The organism is Ruegeria sp. SCP11 (genome assembly GCF_040329455.1).
Lineage (GTDB): Bacteria > Pseudomonadota > Alphaproteobacteria > Rhodobacterales > Rhodobacteraceae > Ruegeria > Ruegeria atlantica_E.
Map to the genome: position 1 here is coordinate 457,319 of NZ_JBDZYG010000002.1, position 14,502 is coordinate 471,820.

At 54.5% G+C, this 14,502-nt stretch carries 14 protein-coding genes; 3 read left to right on the forward strand and 11 right to left on the reverse strand.

What is annotated here, in order from left to right:
- Positions 1-181: 181 nt before the first annotated feature.
- From ABLN94_RS05360 to ABLN94_RS05375, 4 genes are all read right to left on the reverse strand, one after another.
- Complete coding sequence (locus ABLN94_RS05360; RefSeq protein WP_352990033.1) at positions 182-2,404, reverse strand: tetratricopeptide repeat protein; 2,223 nt, start codon at positions 2,402-2,404, stop codon at positions 182-184.
- Positions 2,405-2,872: 468 nt separating this feature from the next.
- On the reverse strand, positions 2,873-4,033 hold the full coding sequence (locus ABLN94_RS05365) for an MBL fold metallo-hydrolase (protein ID WP_352990035.1): 1,161 nt from the start codon (positions 4,031-4,033) through the stop codon (positions 2,873-2,875).
- A 98-nt stretch (positions 4,034-4,131) separates the two neighbouring features.
- Positions 4,132-4,716, reverse strand: coding sequence for a hypothetical protein (locus ABLN94_RS05370; protein ID WP_352990036.1), 585 nt, complete (start codon positions 4,714-4,716; stop codon positions 4,132-4,134).
- A 74-nt stretch (positions 4,717-4,790) separates the two neighbouring features.
- Positions 4,791-5,069: a hypothetical protein gene (locus ABLN94_RS05375; protein ID WP_352990039.1), complete on the reverse strand. Its 279-nt coding sequence runs from the start codon at positions 5,067-5,069 to the stop codon at positions 4,791-4,793.
- Positions 5,070-5,284: 215 nt separating this feature from the next.
- Between ABLN94_RS05375 and ABLN94_RS05380 the strand changes: the two genes are divergently transcribed.
- Positions 5,285-7,081 carry a tetratricopeptide repeat protein gene (locus ABLN94_RS05380; RefSeq protein ID WP_352990041.1) on the forward strand — a complete coding sequence of 599 codons (1,797 nt, stop codon included), beginning with the start codon at positions 5,285-5,287 and terminating at the stop codon, positions 7,079-7,081.
- Between the two features lie 93 nt (positions 7,082-7,174).
- Here the strand turns inward: ABLN94_RS05380 and ABLN94_RS05385 are convergent, their stop codons facing one another.
- The 7 genes from ABLN94_RS05385 to ABLN94_RS05415 all read right to left on the reverse strand — a co-directional run bounded on the left by ABLN94_RS05385 (position 7,175) and on the right by ABLN94_RS05415 (position 12,746).
- A complete protein-coding gene (locus ABLN94_RS05385) occupies positions 7,175-7,693 on the reverse strand; it encodes a DUF3299 domain-containing protein (RefSeq protein WP_352990043.1) in 519 nt (172 codons plus the stop codon).
- Positions 7,690-7,947 carry a hypothetical protein gene (locus tag ABLN94_RS05390; RefSeq protein WP_352990046.1) on the reverse strand — a complete coding sequence of 86 codons (258 nt, stop codon included), beginning with the start codon at positions 7,945-7,947 and terminating at the stop codon, positions 7,690-7,692. The genes ABLN94_RS05385 and ABLN94_RS05390 overlap by 4 nt, the downstream gene beginning before the upstream one ends.
- A 7-nt stretch (positions 7,948-7,954) precedes the next feature.
- Complete coding sequence (locus tag ABLN94_RS05395; RefSeq protein WP_352990049.1) at positions 7,955-8,773, reverse strand: hypothetical protein; 819 nt, start codon at positions 8,771-8,773, stop codon at positions 7,955-7,957.
- A 35-nt stretch (positions 8,774-8,808) separates the two neighbouring features.
- Complete coding sequence (locus tag ABLN94_RS05400) at positions 8,809-10,062, reverse strand: ABC transporter permease (RefSeq protein WP_352990052.1); 1,254 nt, start codon at positions 10,060-10,062, stop codon at positions 8,809-8,811.
- On the reverse strand, positions 10,059-10,784 hold the full coding sequence (locus tag ABLN94_RS05405; RefSeq protein WP_352990055.1) for an ABC transporter ATP-binding protein: 726 nt from the start codon (positions 10,782-10,784) through the stop codon (positions 10,059-10,061). The genes ABLN94_RS05400 and ABLN94_RS05405 overlap by 4 nt, the downstream gene beginning before the upstream one ends.
- Before the next feature lie 2 nt (positions 10,785-10,786).
- Positions 10,787-11,353 (reverse strand): DUF2796 domain-containing protein, encoded by a 567-nt coding sequence (locus ABLN94_RS05410; protein WP_352990057.1) that lies wholly within the window; start codon positions 11,351-11,353, stop codon positions 10,787-10,789.
- A 490-nt stretch (positions 11,354-11,843) separates the two neighbouring features.
- Complete coding sequence (locus ABLN94_RS05415; RefSeq protein ID WP_352990060.1) at positions 11,844-12,746, reverse strand: LysR family transcriptional regulator; 903 nt, start codon at positions 12,744-12,746, stop codon at positions 11,844-11,846.
- A gap of 90 nt (positions 12,747-12,836) precedes the next feature.
- Between ABLN94_RS05415 and ABLN94_RS05420 the strand changes: the two genes are divergently transcribed.
- Both ABLN94_RS05420 and ABLN94_RS05425 read left to right on the forward strand, forming a co-directional pair.
- The gene (locus ABLN94_RS05420) at positions 12,837-13,565 is read left to right on the forward strand and encodes a pirin family protein (protein ID WP_352990063.1); all 729 of its coding nucleotides are present in this window, start codon (positions 12,837-12,839) and stop codon (positions 13,563-13,565) included.
- An 18-nt stretch (positions 13,566-13,583) separates the two neighbouring features.
- Complete coding sequence (locus ABLN94_RS05425; RefSeq protein WP_352990065.1) at positions 13,584-14,174, forward strand: isochorismatase family protein; 591 nt, start codon at positions 13,584-13,586, stop codon at positions 14,172-14,174.
- Positions 14,175-14,502 lie beyond the last annotated feature (328 nt).

Below are 14,502 nucleotides of genomic sequence, written 5' to 3' on the forward strand. Positions count from 1 at the left end.
AAGAACTCAGATCAACGTTCGCAAGGCTGGGTCGTAGACCAATGTCTGCAATGCGCAGAAAGCAGACTTTGCAAAATTCGATTAGTTCTCACAGGTGGTCTTTAAAAGAAGTGCTTATGTCGCCTTCTAAAACACCAATCTGGCATCCGCAGAATTCATTGAGGTATGCAATGCGCGGCATTCAATACTCTTTGACACGTATGAATTCTGAATCGATCACACCGAAGGACAAGACTGCTGACACATGCCTATTGGTCTCGGTCGACCTATCCGCGTCACGATACAGGAAATGGCATTGTTCTCTCCCCTGATGGACCGAAGGAAGCCTCTGACAAATAGCATCGTCTTTGATACTCCAAGTCCCATTGAGAGGGATACCATTCATCCAACCAAATTCCATTTCGACCGTTCCGTCAGCTCTTCGTTCTTCTGAATATGGCGATCCAAATGGGCCTGTCGTGAACTGTTCTTCGAACTGATCGGAGTACAATTCAAGTAGCTCATCGTGCCCGATGCGGTCCCCTTCGCGCCCCTTGTCGTAACTATAAGGCCATTCAGGCAATCCAGACGCCAACATTGCTTCGGAATAGATTATGAATACATTAGGATCATCATAAATTTCGAACCATGGCTTCATCCACATCACATTCAGCCATACGTTATTGGTCAGAAAACGCTGGATATATTCACGAGCCTTTTCGCTGTCGCCTTCGCGGAAAAAAGCTTCCGCCAGAAATCTAAAATGCTGTTCGCGCAGTTCGTTCTCCGGAATGCTAAGCAACAACGAAAGCGCCTTCTGGCTGTTGCCCGCCCGGAGTAAATTCCAAGCCAGGTCCCCTTTGTCGCCCGAACTGAGGCGCGCAGACAGCGCCTCGTACTGATTGAACGCCTCAATGGCCTGTTCGTAATCGCCAACCGCATTCAAAGTGAGCCCGTGCACAAGCCTAAGGCCTGGTTCGCTTGGGCTGTTGAAAACTGCGGCTCTCGCCATAGACAAAGCGCGGTCCCTTTGGAGTTGCTGCAATAGCAATCTGACCTGCAATCCAATAGCGACTGAATTTGAGGGATCGGCGCTGAGCACATCTCGGACAATAGTCTTTGCTTCATCCAGTGCGTCCAGCGTGAAACGTATTGTGTTGTAGCTTCCTTCCCAGATTTGAAAGTTGGCTTCTGCATATCCAAGTTTTGCCGCAACAAAGTTTGGGTCTAGCGAGATTGCTTCCTCGTATAACGGCAGGGCTTTACCGATATCCGTGAAATCCTTGCTGTGCAGCAACCTATCGGCGTTTGCATAGGCAAGAAATGCGTTTTGGTCAGTTGTGGGCGTCTCTTCAAAAAAACGGCGCTCGACCGGGTTGAGTTTGAGCTTCAGCGCGCCAGCTGCTTTAAATTTCAGGTCGCTGACAAAGTCGAACAGCCGATCTTTTTCCCCTTCTACAACTTGCTGCCAGATGACGCCGTCGCCGCTTTCTGTTGCATCTCTGAGACGCGCACGGATTTCGATTTCGTTTTCGTGTGTTCTGACTGACCCATCGAGAACATACCTGACATCAATGTCCCGTTTCAGGTCCGCTAACGTGACGGCGATACCTTTGTACCGCATCGATGTACTGTACGAAGCAGAAGGCAACTGCCTGAGCCTGCCGTATGATCGAAGAAACAACTCTGTCACGACATCCGCTGAGACCTTGTCAGAGCTTGTTTCGGCCGTAAACGGGACGATCAATATTCCATCGTCGGGGTCACCGAAGCTCGGAGTCCAGATTGAACCGATGAGGACACTCAAACCCACCAAAAGAACAACCGCTGCGGCAACCATAGGTTTTCCGATCCGGCTTGAGATCGGGTTTGCATCGGCAAGAATTTTGCCGGCATCACCTGGGTCAAGAAGCACTTTGAATGCTTGTATTGGCTCCGAAAGGTTCTTGACCTTGTTGAGCCCGACGTCGGCAAAGCCAAGATCCAGTTTGCCTTTCACGCTTTTGAATACCGTATCCGAGATCTTAATCCCGTTGGGCTCAGCCAATCCTTCCAGGCGGGAAGCGACGTTCACCCCTTCCCCAAAAATGTCGTCTCCCTCGACGAGAACGTCACCGAGATTGATCCCAATACGATAAGAGATTCGTTTATCCGCATCCTGATCACGTTCGTGAATGATCATCGCGCGTTGTACCGAAGCCGCCCATGAAACCGCGTTTACGGCACTGGCAAACTCAATCAGTGCTCCGTCTCCCATGGTCTTCACTACTCGACCGTCAAACTCGATCACCTTTGGGTTAATGATCTTATCCAGGACAGTTCTTTGCCGCGCGAGGGTTCCGGACTCGTCCAACTCCATTAGTCGGCTGTAGCCAACCATGTCGAAAGCCACTATTGCGGAAAGTCGTCTAATCTCATTTGACAAAGACACCTCCAACCCGTTGCAAACTTAGTCTAATGGCATTTTGGGCCGCTGTCCTATCCCGATAAGTTAGGACGAAAATCCGTCCAACATGAACTCTTTCGTGTGCGGCTGTGGCAAGTTCATTGAACATCTCAGTTGAAATGATTGTTGGTCAACTTGTCTGGATTTCAGGAATTGCAAAACTTTGGCGCCAACGTCCGGCTTGGGGCTGGATCCGCCTCTCATCGATAGCGCAGAGAAAGGTAGGAGCGAGCCCACTTAACTGATGCTGCAAAATGCTTGAATGGCCGAAATTGCGCAAAACCGGACTTTGCGAAGTTTGGTGTATCGCATAAGATTACGCCGGTCTAAACCGGCGTAGGCTTGGAACATTGCCGGGTGCAAAGATCACGTCCGTGATCAGAGGTTTCATTCCGGTACTTTTGGCAGAAAAGCCCGGCAGGGCTTTCCCTTGGACTGGCCACCCGTTCAGTAGATGTCGCCGTCTTCGGCCATGAGGATGTTCGTGACGCCGGCATCCTGCATTTCCTTCAACACGCTCAGACGGTCGAAATGCTCGGGGTCGTTGTAGTTTTGGACATGCGTCATGACGATCTGTTTGACGCCACTGTCGTCCTGAACCTTTTTCATGTCTTCTGGAAACATGTGATAGGCACCAATGATCTTCACTTTTTCGTCTTCCGTGTCGCCACCCCAGACCACGAACATGATGTTCTCTCGGGTAATGCTTTCAATGACCAGAACGTCAGCGTCTTTTGCCGCGTTGACAAGACCTTCAGAATAGTGCCCGTCACCGCCAAACGCGATAACGCGCCCGTCCGGCTTGGCCGTGAACCGATAAGCGTAGGTATGTTGAAGAAAACCGTGCTTTGTCGGGAATGCTTCGACCGTTACGTTGTCGTCCTCGTAAATTAACCGCCCTTTCGGATCTGTCGTCGGCCAGACCGGCACGCCGATCGCGGTTGCCCCGTCGGCCTTCTGGGTTGTCGAGCCCTGGAACATTTCGTTCCTGTCGAGTCGCCAAGCGGCGTTGATATTGGCAATCATCTCGTCCACGCCCATAGGTCCGTAAATCTTCTTGTCGGGACCGGGGCCAAACTTGAACGGACCCGATATAAAGGATGGCAATCCCACTGTGTGATCTTCGTGCAAATGGGTCAGAAACATGTACTTGATGTTCTGTAGATCAAAAACGGTTGCCAGATCCATTGCGCCCTGAGAAAGGACCGCCTTTCCAAGTGACCTGAACCAGCCTTCGCCGGCGTCAACAAAATATGGAAAACCGTTTACAATCACCGCATGAGCAGGACCAAAACGGTAGGGGTTGGGTGGCGGGTCGCCGGTTCCAAGGGTGATCACTTTGGTTGAGGAATCCGCTGGCGACCGGTCAATCGGGCCACGTGGGTAATTGGTCGGCCAATAATTTGGACTTGTATAGGGTGTCTTATAATTTTCGGGTTTTACGAAGGGAACGTTCAGATAATTCTGTTCCGTTTCCGCAGCACCCGCAGCAAGATTTTCCTCATAGGACTGAGACCAGACGGCCGTACACAACGCGGCGCTGGCGGCGAAGGCGGCCGCGGTTCCCCGGACCAGTTTTCCCCGGTAGTTGCCAAGAATTGAAAACATAACTTCCTCCCTAACTATTGCTGTTTTGCGTATGATCAGAGAATTCGGAATCCCTGATGCAAGCCTCCCTTCAGAATTCCTGATTTGCCCTTCGCGTTTCAGTTGCAGGCAAGGCCAGGTCCGCAATTACAAAGATCGTCCGCGTCGGTGGCTTCACAATTGCGTACCGCGCGACGCTCGTGCCGGCGATGTACGCCCGCCACGGAGCCTGGCGACATGGGGTGACCGAAATGGTCGATGAACAATGTGCCCGGACCTGTGGTTTGCGGAATATCCCCGGTGATCACCTTGACACCGGAATACGTCATCGTTCCCGCCCCACTCAGCGGGCGTTGCGACAGTTCGACAACAACGTCTACGGGCTGCGCGCCGTCGGCGACGATGGTCAGCAAAGCGTTGGGCGGGTCTACGGCAAAGCTGTCATCGCCTTCGGACACCATGTCCAAAAAGCCTTCTATGCTCAGCACACCCGCATAGCGAACTGGACGATCGCAAAAGAATGTGATGATCGGGCTGACATCTTCCATGGTTATCGTGTCACCGGCCATCGAAACCGAACCGGCATTGTGCACAAACAGCGCCTTGCATTCTTCGCTACTGCTGTCCTGTGCGTAAGCGACGGACATGAGACCGAACATGATGGGAAACGCGATGAATAGCGCTTTGCGAAATCGTTTAACCATTCCCGTCTCCTTGCGTGTGTGACCCTTGGTCATCGTGTCGGACAACCTATCTGTTCAGCCGACCACCCATTGCTTTATCTGTGCCCCTGCGCCTTGGAGCGTGTCGTCGCCTGCTTGACGTATTCCATCAGTTCGAGCCTCAGATCCTCAGAGATCTGTCGAAATTCAGCCGCTCGGGCCTGACCTCTCTCTCCCTGTTCCTCAAATCTGTGCAGCGCAGTCACCGCTTCGCCGAAATCGCGGCAAATAGCCTGGAACTTTGGATCGCTCCGCGACAAGGACATGATTGTGAACTCATCGCTGGGCGACTGGCTCACCAGTTCGGAACACCCGGCAGTAAGATAGTTTTCCATTTGCTCCCCCCGTAAAAGCCAAAGGCCATCAGTGAGAAACTCTTTCCAGCGAAACATCGCACGGACATTCCGTGGAGGTGCCAGACTAGCAGCTGAGAACAGGGGTTTGGGGTACAGAACATGTTTGGAACATGTAAAAAACATTAAAAATTCTTTGATTTGAATGTAATACTGGACGCAACGCGACTCAGTCAGTTACTGTTTGAACCGAGTGGATGGAACGTAAACAACCGACAGACACTTCGATGGAAAGTCAGTTTTCCGAGCGTGAGTCACTGCCATCGCCCGAACAGGCGGCAATAGACGAACAGCTCGCGCGTATGTTCGAGAGTTCTCAGTTTGGGGCCAATGATCGCCGACGCGCGTTCCTCAAGTACATTGTCGATGAAACACTGGCGGGACGCGCTGACCGGCTGAAGGGATATTCGATCGGCGTTTCCGTTCTGGGACGTTCCGAAGACTTCGACGCGACGTCCGATCCGGTTGTGCGCTTGGAAGCACGTCGCCTTAGACGCGAACTGGAGCATTACTATCTGACGGACGGCAGCAATGATCCTTTGGTGATTACCATTCCCAAAGGGTCATATGTGCCTTCGTTCGATTTCCGGGATCAAACGTCGGCAACGCCCATTTCCGCAGAACGAACAAGGAGATCAGGCAAAGCTAGCTGGCGCGCGCCAAATTGGCTCTTGCTGCTTTTGTTGGTGTTGTTGGTCGCCGTGTCAGGCTTCTTGCTGGTCGAAAGCCTTGAACCGGACAACCCGCCCAGAGATCAGGCCACAACCAATCCGAACCTGTGGGGAGATTTGCCGATCGTGGCCGTGATGCCGTTCAACCCGTTGGGCAGCAGCGCGGTTGCCTCCGTCGCTGCCCGAGGGATTGCCGAAGACATCACGACCGATCTGGCGCGTGTACAGGGCCTGCGAGTGATCTCATACGCGTCAACCGCCGAACTGTCTGACGAAGCGGTTGACCGGATAGATCAGGGGCGACAGCTGGGTGCCACGCATGTTTTGCGGGGCAGTCTACAGACGATGACAGATGGCTATCGTCTCAACATCGGTCTCGTCGACGTGGACAGCCGCAGCGAAATCTGGGCCAAGCGGTTCGACTACAAAACGACGGACCGGTTCGATACGCAGACCGAGATTTCGCGAGAGATCAGCGCCACCTTCTCAATCGAGCTGTTCCCGGAACTGACTTCGCGGATCGAGGATGCGCGCTGGACGCGCCGTGACGCCAGAATCCTGTATCAACAGGCGCTGGACATCATTCACCCCCCAAGCGATCCGGCCCGGTTTGACGCAGCGCACGCCTTGCTGCAGCGTGTGGTGGACCTGGAACCGGACGCGCCTCATGGTCATGCGGGGCTGGGGTTCGCGATTTCGCACCGAGCCTGGTTTGGCTTGGCTCCGAACACGGATGAAACACGCGACGTAATCAGGCAAAATGCCGAAATCGCGCTGGAAAAGGACCCGGCGAACGTTCGTGCCCTCTTGACGTTGGGTATTCTTGAAATCTTGATGGGCAACCCGCAACCGGCGATTGATTTTGGTGAACGAGCGGTCGAGCAGGAACCGAGTTCCAGCTTGGCTCATGGCTATCTGGGAATGTTTTTTTTGTACGCCGGGAAGCCGGATCAGGCAATCACGCCGCTGAAACGGTCGCTAAGCCTCGACCCCCTAAGTATCCGGCGGCCCTACAGAAATATGCTGGGTGTTTCGTTATTCCACGCCGGACACTATCGCGAGAGCCTGGACACGATACAGGAGAATCTGGACCTCGGCGGGCCGTTCGGTCCACATATGATGGCCTATCAGGCCGCGGGCAACGCCGCGCTCGAACAATTCGACCAAGAATCGGAAATTCTTGAAAGCCTTGCGGCCATGATCGCCGAAGGCGAGACCTTTCCGCTCCGACGGTGGCTGGAAAAGGTGATACATGATCCAAAAATGATGCAACCTTTGCTGGGCGAGTACGAAAAGGCCACATCGCTGGCGGACACACGATAACGACCTGCAGTACATCGCCTCCAATCTGAGTTCGCAAGCCACACGACGAACCCTCATAATTCTTGCCTCTATTTGGACAGTTCACCAAGCAATTTACGAATATGGGTCGATCTTCTCAGCAACCAGCGTGTAGCCTACCTCAGCGAGTTGTGTGCTGGTGGCCGCCGTTCCAAACGTACCGACAACCCAAACTGGTTCAAACATAGATCGGTATTCATACGGAGTTGCGGTGGTGATGAAAATTAGCTGGTTAGGCGGCGGTGGCGGTACGTGAATGCAAGCCCCAACGTAAGGCACCAAAAGCGCCGACTTCATCACTCGCTCTTCAACTTCAAGTGGAACAAGGTAGCCGGGGATCCGCACGAGCTTGCTGTTGTATTCTGTGGTCAGCTCGGCGGCTGTCTCCTGATCAAAGGGGGTGCTTAATTCACCGTGTTGAACTATGCCCTGCTTGCGCAACCTTTCCATTGTCGCGCCACCTGAGTCAGGTACAAGGTCGTCCCAACCCAGTTCGATTGGCGTAGTTTCTGCGTGTATCGTGGTCGACAGGACCGACAGAAATCCTGCAACTGCCGCTGCCTGGTACAGGAAATACCTTCGTGTTTGTATCATCTGGAAACTCCGGTATCCGCTTTTTCACTATCGATTGAGTTCAATGACCCGGGCAAATCATCTGCCATGGCAATGTATTGGCTGACGGCCAGAACATCCAGTGGGGATACCAATAACCCAGCCCGCACAAGGCCCGAGAGAGAGTCTCGTTGGGACCAAACTCTGCGGGCACCGAACTGCCGTGCGACCGCCGGAGCAAGCTGTGGAGACTGATGCAACACATCCCCGATCGCATCGGTGATAGTTTTGCGCATCAGCGGATCACCATACTGGCTGTGCAGGGCCAACGCCTCCACCACCGCTTCCTTCGAAGCCTCTGGGAGTCCCGGATCGGTCAGATAGGCCCGCACCAGCGATTTCACCTGATCCAGCCCCCCCCATTTCGATCAACGCCGTTGCATACGCGCCTGTCAGATTGCTTTCGAATTGTGCGACCCGGTACAATCCAGCCACCAGTTGTTCATGAACACCTTCTCCTCCACCCAGACCCAAAAGCAGAATTCGGATGGCCCGAAGATTCCTTTGCGCGGGGTTGTTAAATTCGGACAGTATCCGGGCCGTGTCGATCTGTAATGTCCCGGACACCAGAAACCCGTAGTCCGCCCTGTCTAGCTCTCGCAGCGCAACCATCCGAACGCTGTCGTCCGGATGGTTGAGATAGGCGGCAAAGGTCTGAAACCTGCTCAGGTCCTCACCTTGTTTCCACTCGAGCAAATGAGTCACGACAGCATTGAGAACGGGGCGCATGTCGTCATCGACAAGTGCAACCCGCAGCCAGGGTCCATATGCGCCCTCGCGAGCAAAAAGAACCCGTGCGTTGGGATCGGTCTTAAGCCGTCTTCGGCTGACGCTATCCACCAGATAGGGTAGTTCGACACCCTCGGCACTTCCTTCTAGCGCCTTGGCCACCTTGTATCGAAACGGATTGTCCGGATGCTGGCGCGCGAGCACGACATGCTCGCTTTCGATCAACCGATCAACCAATGTGGGTTGGGGGGTATAATTATGGAATCCGCAGGCACCGGCACCTGAGGCGGCCCCGGCCATAATTGCGGCGATTACTCCAGCCAAGCGAGACATATGACCAATCTAGCTGTTTTCGGGCTACCAACAAATCACATTCTAACGGTCATGCCGTCAGCCAGGGACATTTGATAGGCGCGTATCGCTGGCAGAAGGCTAACCACGGCGGAAGCAACAACGACGGCGCCCAAAATCAATACCTCGCGGGGAGACAAGAAGGTGATCGGTATAAACAGGCCAAAAGCGCTGTCTAGCCAGGGCTGCAAAACAGCAAGCCCCAGATAAAGCAGCAACACCCCCAGAGCAGTCCCCAGACAGGCCATCAGAACGGCTTCGATCATCAGCAAACCCATCACAATCTTAGGGCCAGCCCCCATTGCCCGCAAAATTGCCATTTCGCGACGGCGCGCGTTCAGACCGGAAAGGACCATTACGGACATCCCCAGTAAAGCGGTAACGACAACCATCGCAGACACGCCAATCAGCGCGCGCTCGGCTATGCCTACTATGCCCCACAGTTCCTGAAGCGCTATGCCCGGCAGGATGGCAAGCAGCGGTTCTTCCGGATACTCGTTAATAGCGCGCTGAACCGAGAAAATCTGAAGTTTCGAATTCACGCCAAGCATGGCGGCCGTAATTGCTTTTGGCTGCAAGTCCATTTCCCGGATCACCTCCACCGGGGTTGGGCTGCCCGATTTTTGTCCGCCGCCCTGCCAGTCAACATGGATGGCTTCGATGGCTTCTAAGCTGACAATCACGGTGCGATCTACCGGAGTGCCGGTTTTTTCCAGAATACCCGATATCCGAAAGGGCGTATCCTCGTGTTTGCTGAATGACGCGACCCCATGTGCAACGACGATCGGGTCGCCCACCCCGTAACCCAACTGCGTGGCTACGTCTGTGCCGATGACGGAGTCGAACAAATTGTTCATTTGCTCGCCCTGGTCAAAAGCAAGGGCGCGGTCGCCCCGGTATCTATAACGCTCGAAATACTCTGGCGTCGTTCCCATGACGCGGAATTGGCGATGACTGTCCCCCAGCGAAATCGGCACCGACCAGGCAATTTCAGGGCGCGAGGCGATATCCTGATAGCTTTCCCAGGTCACATTGTTGGTGGCATTGCCGATGCGAAAGACCGAGTACAGCAGCAATTGAACACCGCCCGAACGCGCGCCCATAATCAGATCAGTACCCGAAATTGTATCGGCGAAACTTGCCCGCGCCCCGGTTCGCAGCTTTTCCACTCCAAGGAACAAAACGACGGACAAAGCGATGGCAAAGACCGTCAAGCTGACGGTCAAAGCCCGACTTTTCAACGACAGAAAGGCCAATCTAATCAGCGTCATGAATCAGCCATCCTTTTGGTCGCTGCCACATCTTCCAGCCGGACTATCCGATCAAACCGTTCCGCCAATCTTTCGTCGTGACTGACCATGATCAGGGTGCTGCCGGACTGCGACAACTGAGCAAAAAGTAAACTCAGAAACTCGTCCTGCGATCCGGCGTCCAGGGCCGAAGTCGGCTCGTCCGCAATGATAATTTCAGGATGGCCGATCATTGCCCGTGCCACTGCAACACGCTGCTGCTGCCCCACTGATAAGGCGGAGGCTGGCATTTTTGAAATAAGCTCCCCGGGAAGCCCCAAAGCCGAGCATAGGGTCGTAGCTTCCTCGCGTGCATGAGCACATCTTTGCCGCCGCTTGGGAGAGAACCGAAGGGGGACCAGTACATTATCCAGCGCGCTGGCATATGGCAGCAGATTGAACATCTGAAAAATGATGCCGATCCGATCGGCCCTGACGCGGTCTCGCTGAGACGAATTCATTGATGTCAGATCATGATCTGCAATTCGAACGGTACCTTTCTGCGGCTGTATCACGCCGCATATCAGGCTGAGAAGAGTGGATTTTCCGGCGCCACTTTCCCCCAGCAGCAGGATCTTTTCCGCTGTTTCAACACGGAAGTTTTCCACGGACATGGAAAACGTATATTTGGGCCAGGAGAACGCGACATCCTTCAGACAAACGGCGCAATCGGCAGGTTCCTCTGCATCGGCACCGTTCTTCATGGTCAGAACATGCCCTTCAACTCAAGCGCGGGCGCTTCCCGCTCAACTTCGTAGGTCTGCGCTCCCTTGTCCGTTACGACTTGCACATCCAGTTCGTGGGCGTTCGGGAAACGTTCGAAATAGGCGAATTCGATACGATCGATTTTTTGCGGTGCCGCGCAGGTCAGGGTGTACTCGGCCCGAAATTCCGTGTGCTCCGCGCCTTCTTCTTCGGCGTGTTCCTCGGTGCTATGATCGTCTTCGGCATGCTCATCAAGATGGTCGCCTATCAAGGAAACATTGGCCGCCGTTACAGAGCACCCAGCACTTTCAGGAATGACGAACAACTCCAACGGGCGTGCCAGTTCTGAAACAGCGGTTGCCACTGCAGCGCGATCTTCGGCGTTGGCAGCTTCGTGTTCAAACCCAACGATATCAGCGCCCGGTGCTTCCAGAGACATAGCGACCTCGGAGCCGGAAACCGCAATCCCCAGAGTTCCGGCACCATGCTCATGAGCGCCCAATGAGCGCTGTTGTTCGGCAGATACAGCCAGCGGAAAACAAGCGGCAGCAATAAGAATGCGTTTCAACTTTCAAGCTCCTATACGCTGGGTTAAGAGGCAATGATGATAAACAAGCGAGCTAACCGTCGCATGTCAAGAAATGAGGGCTGTGATTATCGTCGCCACAAAAGTCGGTTTTATTGATGACTTGCTCAATACGGAAGCGGTCGTTGACATTTGGACGGCTAATGGCAGGTCTGTCCGCATTTCGGAGTTTGCGAAGCCCGACGATAAAGGTCCGGTTTGGGCTGCCTTCAGTCACTATGCAAAAAGGTAGCGAACGGCGACACTAGGCCAATCAACCAAATGCCAGATGGCTCACGAACTGGTTTGATGTGGGCTAAGCTGGCACTATCGGATGAGTGGATCGTCCCGGGAAGCGGAACTGTAATTGACAACTGTACTGCGCATCAATGCGTCAGCCGGGAGGTTCCGCAAAAACATATTTTTAGCGGCTTGTTGATTTGAGCCACGTGGATTCCACATACCGTCATTCAGCTCAGGCGTGATTGGCTCTCTACAACGACTGTGCGGGTTTACATGCCTCCAAAATAAATTTCCGAACCGCAGCGACCTGCGGAGCGGCCAAACGTTCAGGGCGGCAAAGCAAAGTCAGGGGAACTGGTTCGGTAGACCAGTCAGGAAGTAGGCGCACGAGGTTTCCGGCGCGTTCATCCTGTTGCGCCAGCAATGTGGGCAGCATGGCAACTGCATGCCCTCTCAAAACTGCCGAATAGGCAAGCTCCATCGTGTTAACCCGCAACCCAATGGGCGGCGTGACAACCTCTTGTCGACCGTCGTCGTTCTTGAACACCCATTTGCTGGGCTCCTGAGTTCGTACGACACATTGAAGCGACAATAAATCAGCGGGCCGGACAACGTCTTGCACATGCTCCAATAGGGTTGGGCTGGCGTAAGGTGCACGCCGGGCTGGCGGTAAGGTTGCCGAGATGAACCGCCCTTTGTCGGCGGAACCAGTCCTGAACGCCAAATCGATGTCATCTGCCGCAAAATCAGACCTGGAATCGTCTGCATGAAGCTCCAATTCGACACTCGGATAACGGGATTGAAGCCCGGCCAGGAGAGGGACAAACACGGTGCCAAGCAGGCTGTTTGGCCCCGAGACTGAAACTCGACCAGCAATCTTCCCGCTTCTGGCAAAGCCAAGCTCTGCCTCGGCCTCAAGCGCTGCGTCAACAGGACCAGCGCAGATCTCAAATATTCTGCGCCCGGCTGAGGTCGGGGTCACCGCCCGACCTGACCGGTCCAGCAATACCAACCCCAATTCAGCTTCGAACAGTGCAAGCTTTTGGCTGATTGCTGATTTCGTGGTGTTCAGCTCCGCCGCTGCCGCACTCATCGACCCGGCACGAACAGTCGCAACCAGGGCCTTGGCGCAGGAATAGAATCTATCGTTCATTATTACGAACGATAGTTAACAAAAGGATCATTTTCTAGAACGAAGGAGATCCCTAAATTTTGTCCCAGCGAACTGGTCAGGAGATGAGCAATGCAGACAGAGATCGTCTACCACCCCGCTGCAACCCGTGAGTTTAAGGACTTCGGCTTCATGCAGGCGCATTTGTCGTTCAAGCCGCATCTGGAAGCAGGGCGGCGCAGGTTGGGCCCGCTGATTACAATCGACGACGGGACACTGGCCCCAGGCGCCCAGGGTTTTGGCCTGCATCCGCATCAGGATGTCGAGGTCGTTACCTTCATGGTAGACGGAGAGGTATCGCATATCGATCCGGTGGTGCCCGTTCACAACGGCACTGTAAAAGCGAAGGGCCTTCAGGTGATCACCGCTGGCACCGGCATCCTCCACAACGAAGTGAACAACTCGCGGACGATGCCGATGCGGGCGCTGCAAATCTGGCTTGAGCCGCGGGCCAAAGGGTTGGCGCCGGCCTATTCAAGCAAGGAGCTGGAAACCGCGGACCACACCAATCGGTTCCAGCTGGTGCTGTCGGCCGACGGTGCCGATGGCTCCCTCGTTGTTCAGCAGGAAGTGCGTCTCAGTTACGCCAAATTCGACCGCCACGGCGTGCTGAGTTTCAGCCCGTCCAGCCCCGAACGCAGCCTCTACATTTTTATGATCGAAGGCGAGGCAACTGTTGCTGATCTCCCCCTTGGCAAAGGAGATGGGCTGGGACTGCTCCGCTCCGGAAACCTGGAGATTTCGGTCTCAGCTAAAGCCGAAATCCTGATCTTCGATCTGCCCACTTCCGAAATCTCTTAACCAGGAAAGGACATCAATATGACCTCCAAAAAAGTGACCCCCGACAACGCAGCCATCATTCTGATAGACCATCAGGTCGGCACAATGAACTGGGCTAAATCCGTTGACCGCGAACTAATAGAAGCCAACACCCGCGCCCTGGCGCGGACGGCGACCGCGCTTGGCATGCCGCTGGTGCTGACTTCCAGTATGGAAGACAACATGCAGGGGCCGCTGATGCCCGCGCTGGAAGAGATCGCACCAGATGCATTCGCCGCGCGGATTAAGCGTCCCGGCGTAGTGAACTGCTGGGATGACGGCGCCTTTGCAGATGCCTGCCGCAACACCGGGCGCAAGCATTTCATCATGGCGGGCATCACCACCGACGTATGCCTTGCCCCTCCTGCAATCAGCGCCGCCGACGAAGGCTTTGCCGTGACTGCTGTGGTCGATGCTTCCGGCTCCCCCACCGCGCTGACGGATGAGATGGCGTTCCGGAAGATGGAGCGCGGTGGTGTCGAGCTCACCACAACCAGCGCGCTGCTGGCAGAGCTTGCTGTCAATTGGGCTGGCGAGACCGGCCAGAAAATCATGCAGATCCTTGGTGAGGAAATTCTGAGCCGCGGATAGGCTCGCTTAAACTTTACAAACGATACGAGTGCGGCCGCCCCATTCACAGGGCGGCCGACAAACTTTTCAGAAGTTCTTCGCCTCTTACACGATGTATGCATAGGGCGCGAAATCCATGAATCGAATGGCAGCCACGAGCGTTTGACTGCCACTCAGAATGAAGCAAAAGGACCGTTTAGTTGCGCTTCTACGAAACTGAAAACCCCAATTGTGGATGTCCGCTTTGGGCTGCCTCCAGCCAATTATGCGAGAGGTAGCGAAGGTCGACTACGAGCCCATTTTGCCCGATGCTGCTGCGCGCATCGAATTCCGCATTGGTCATTCCTTA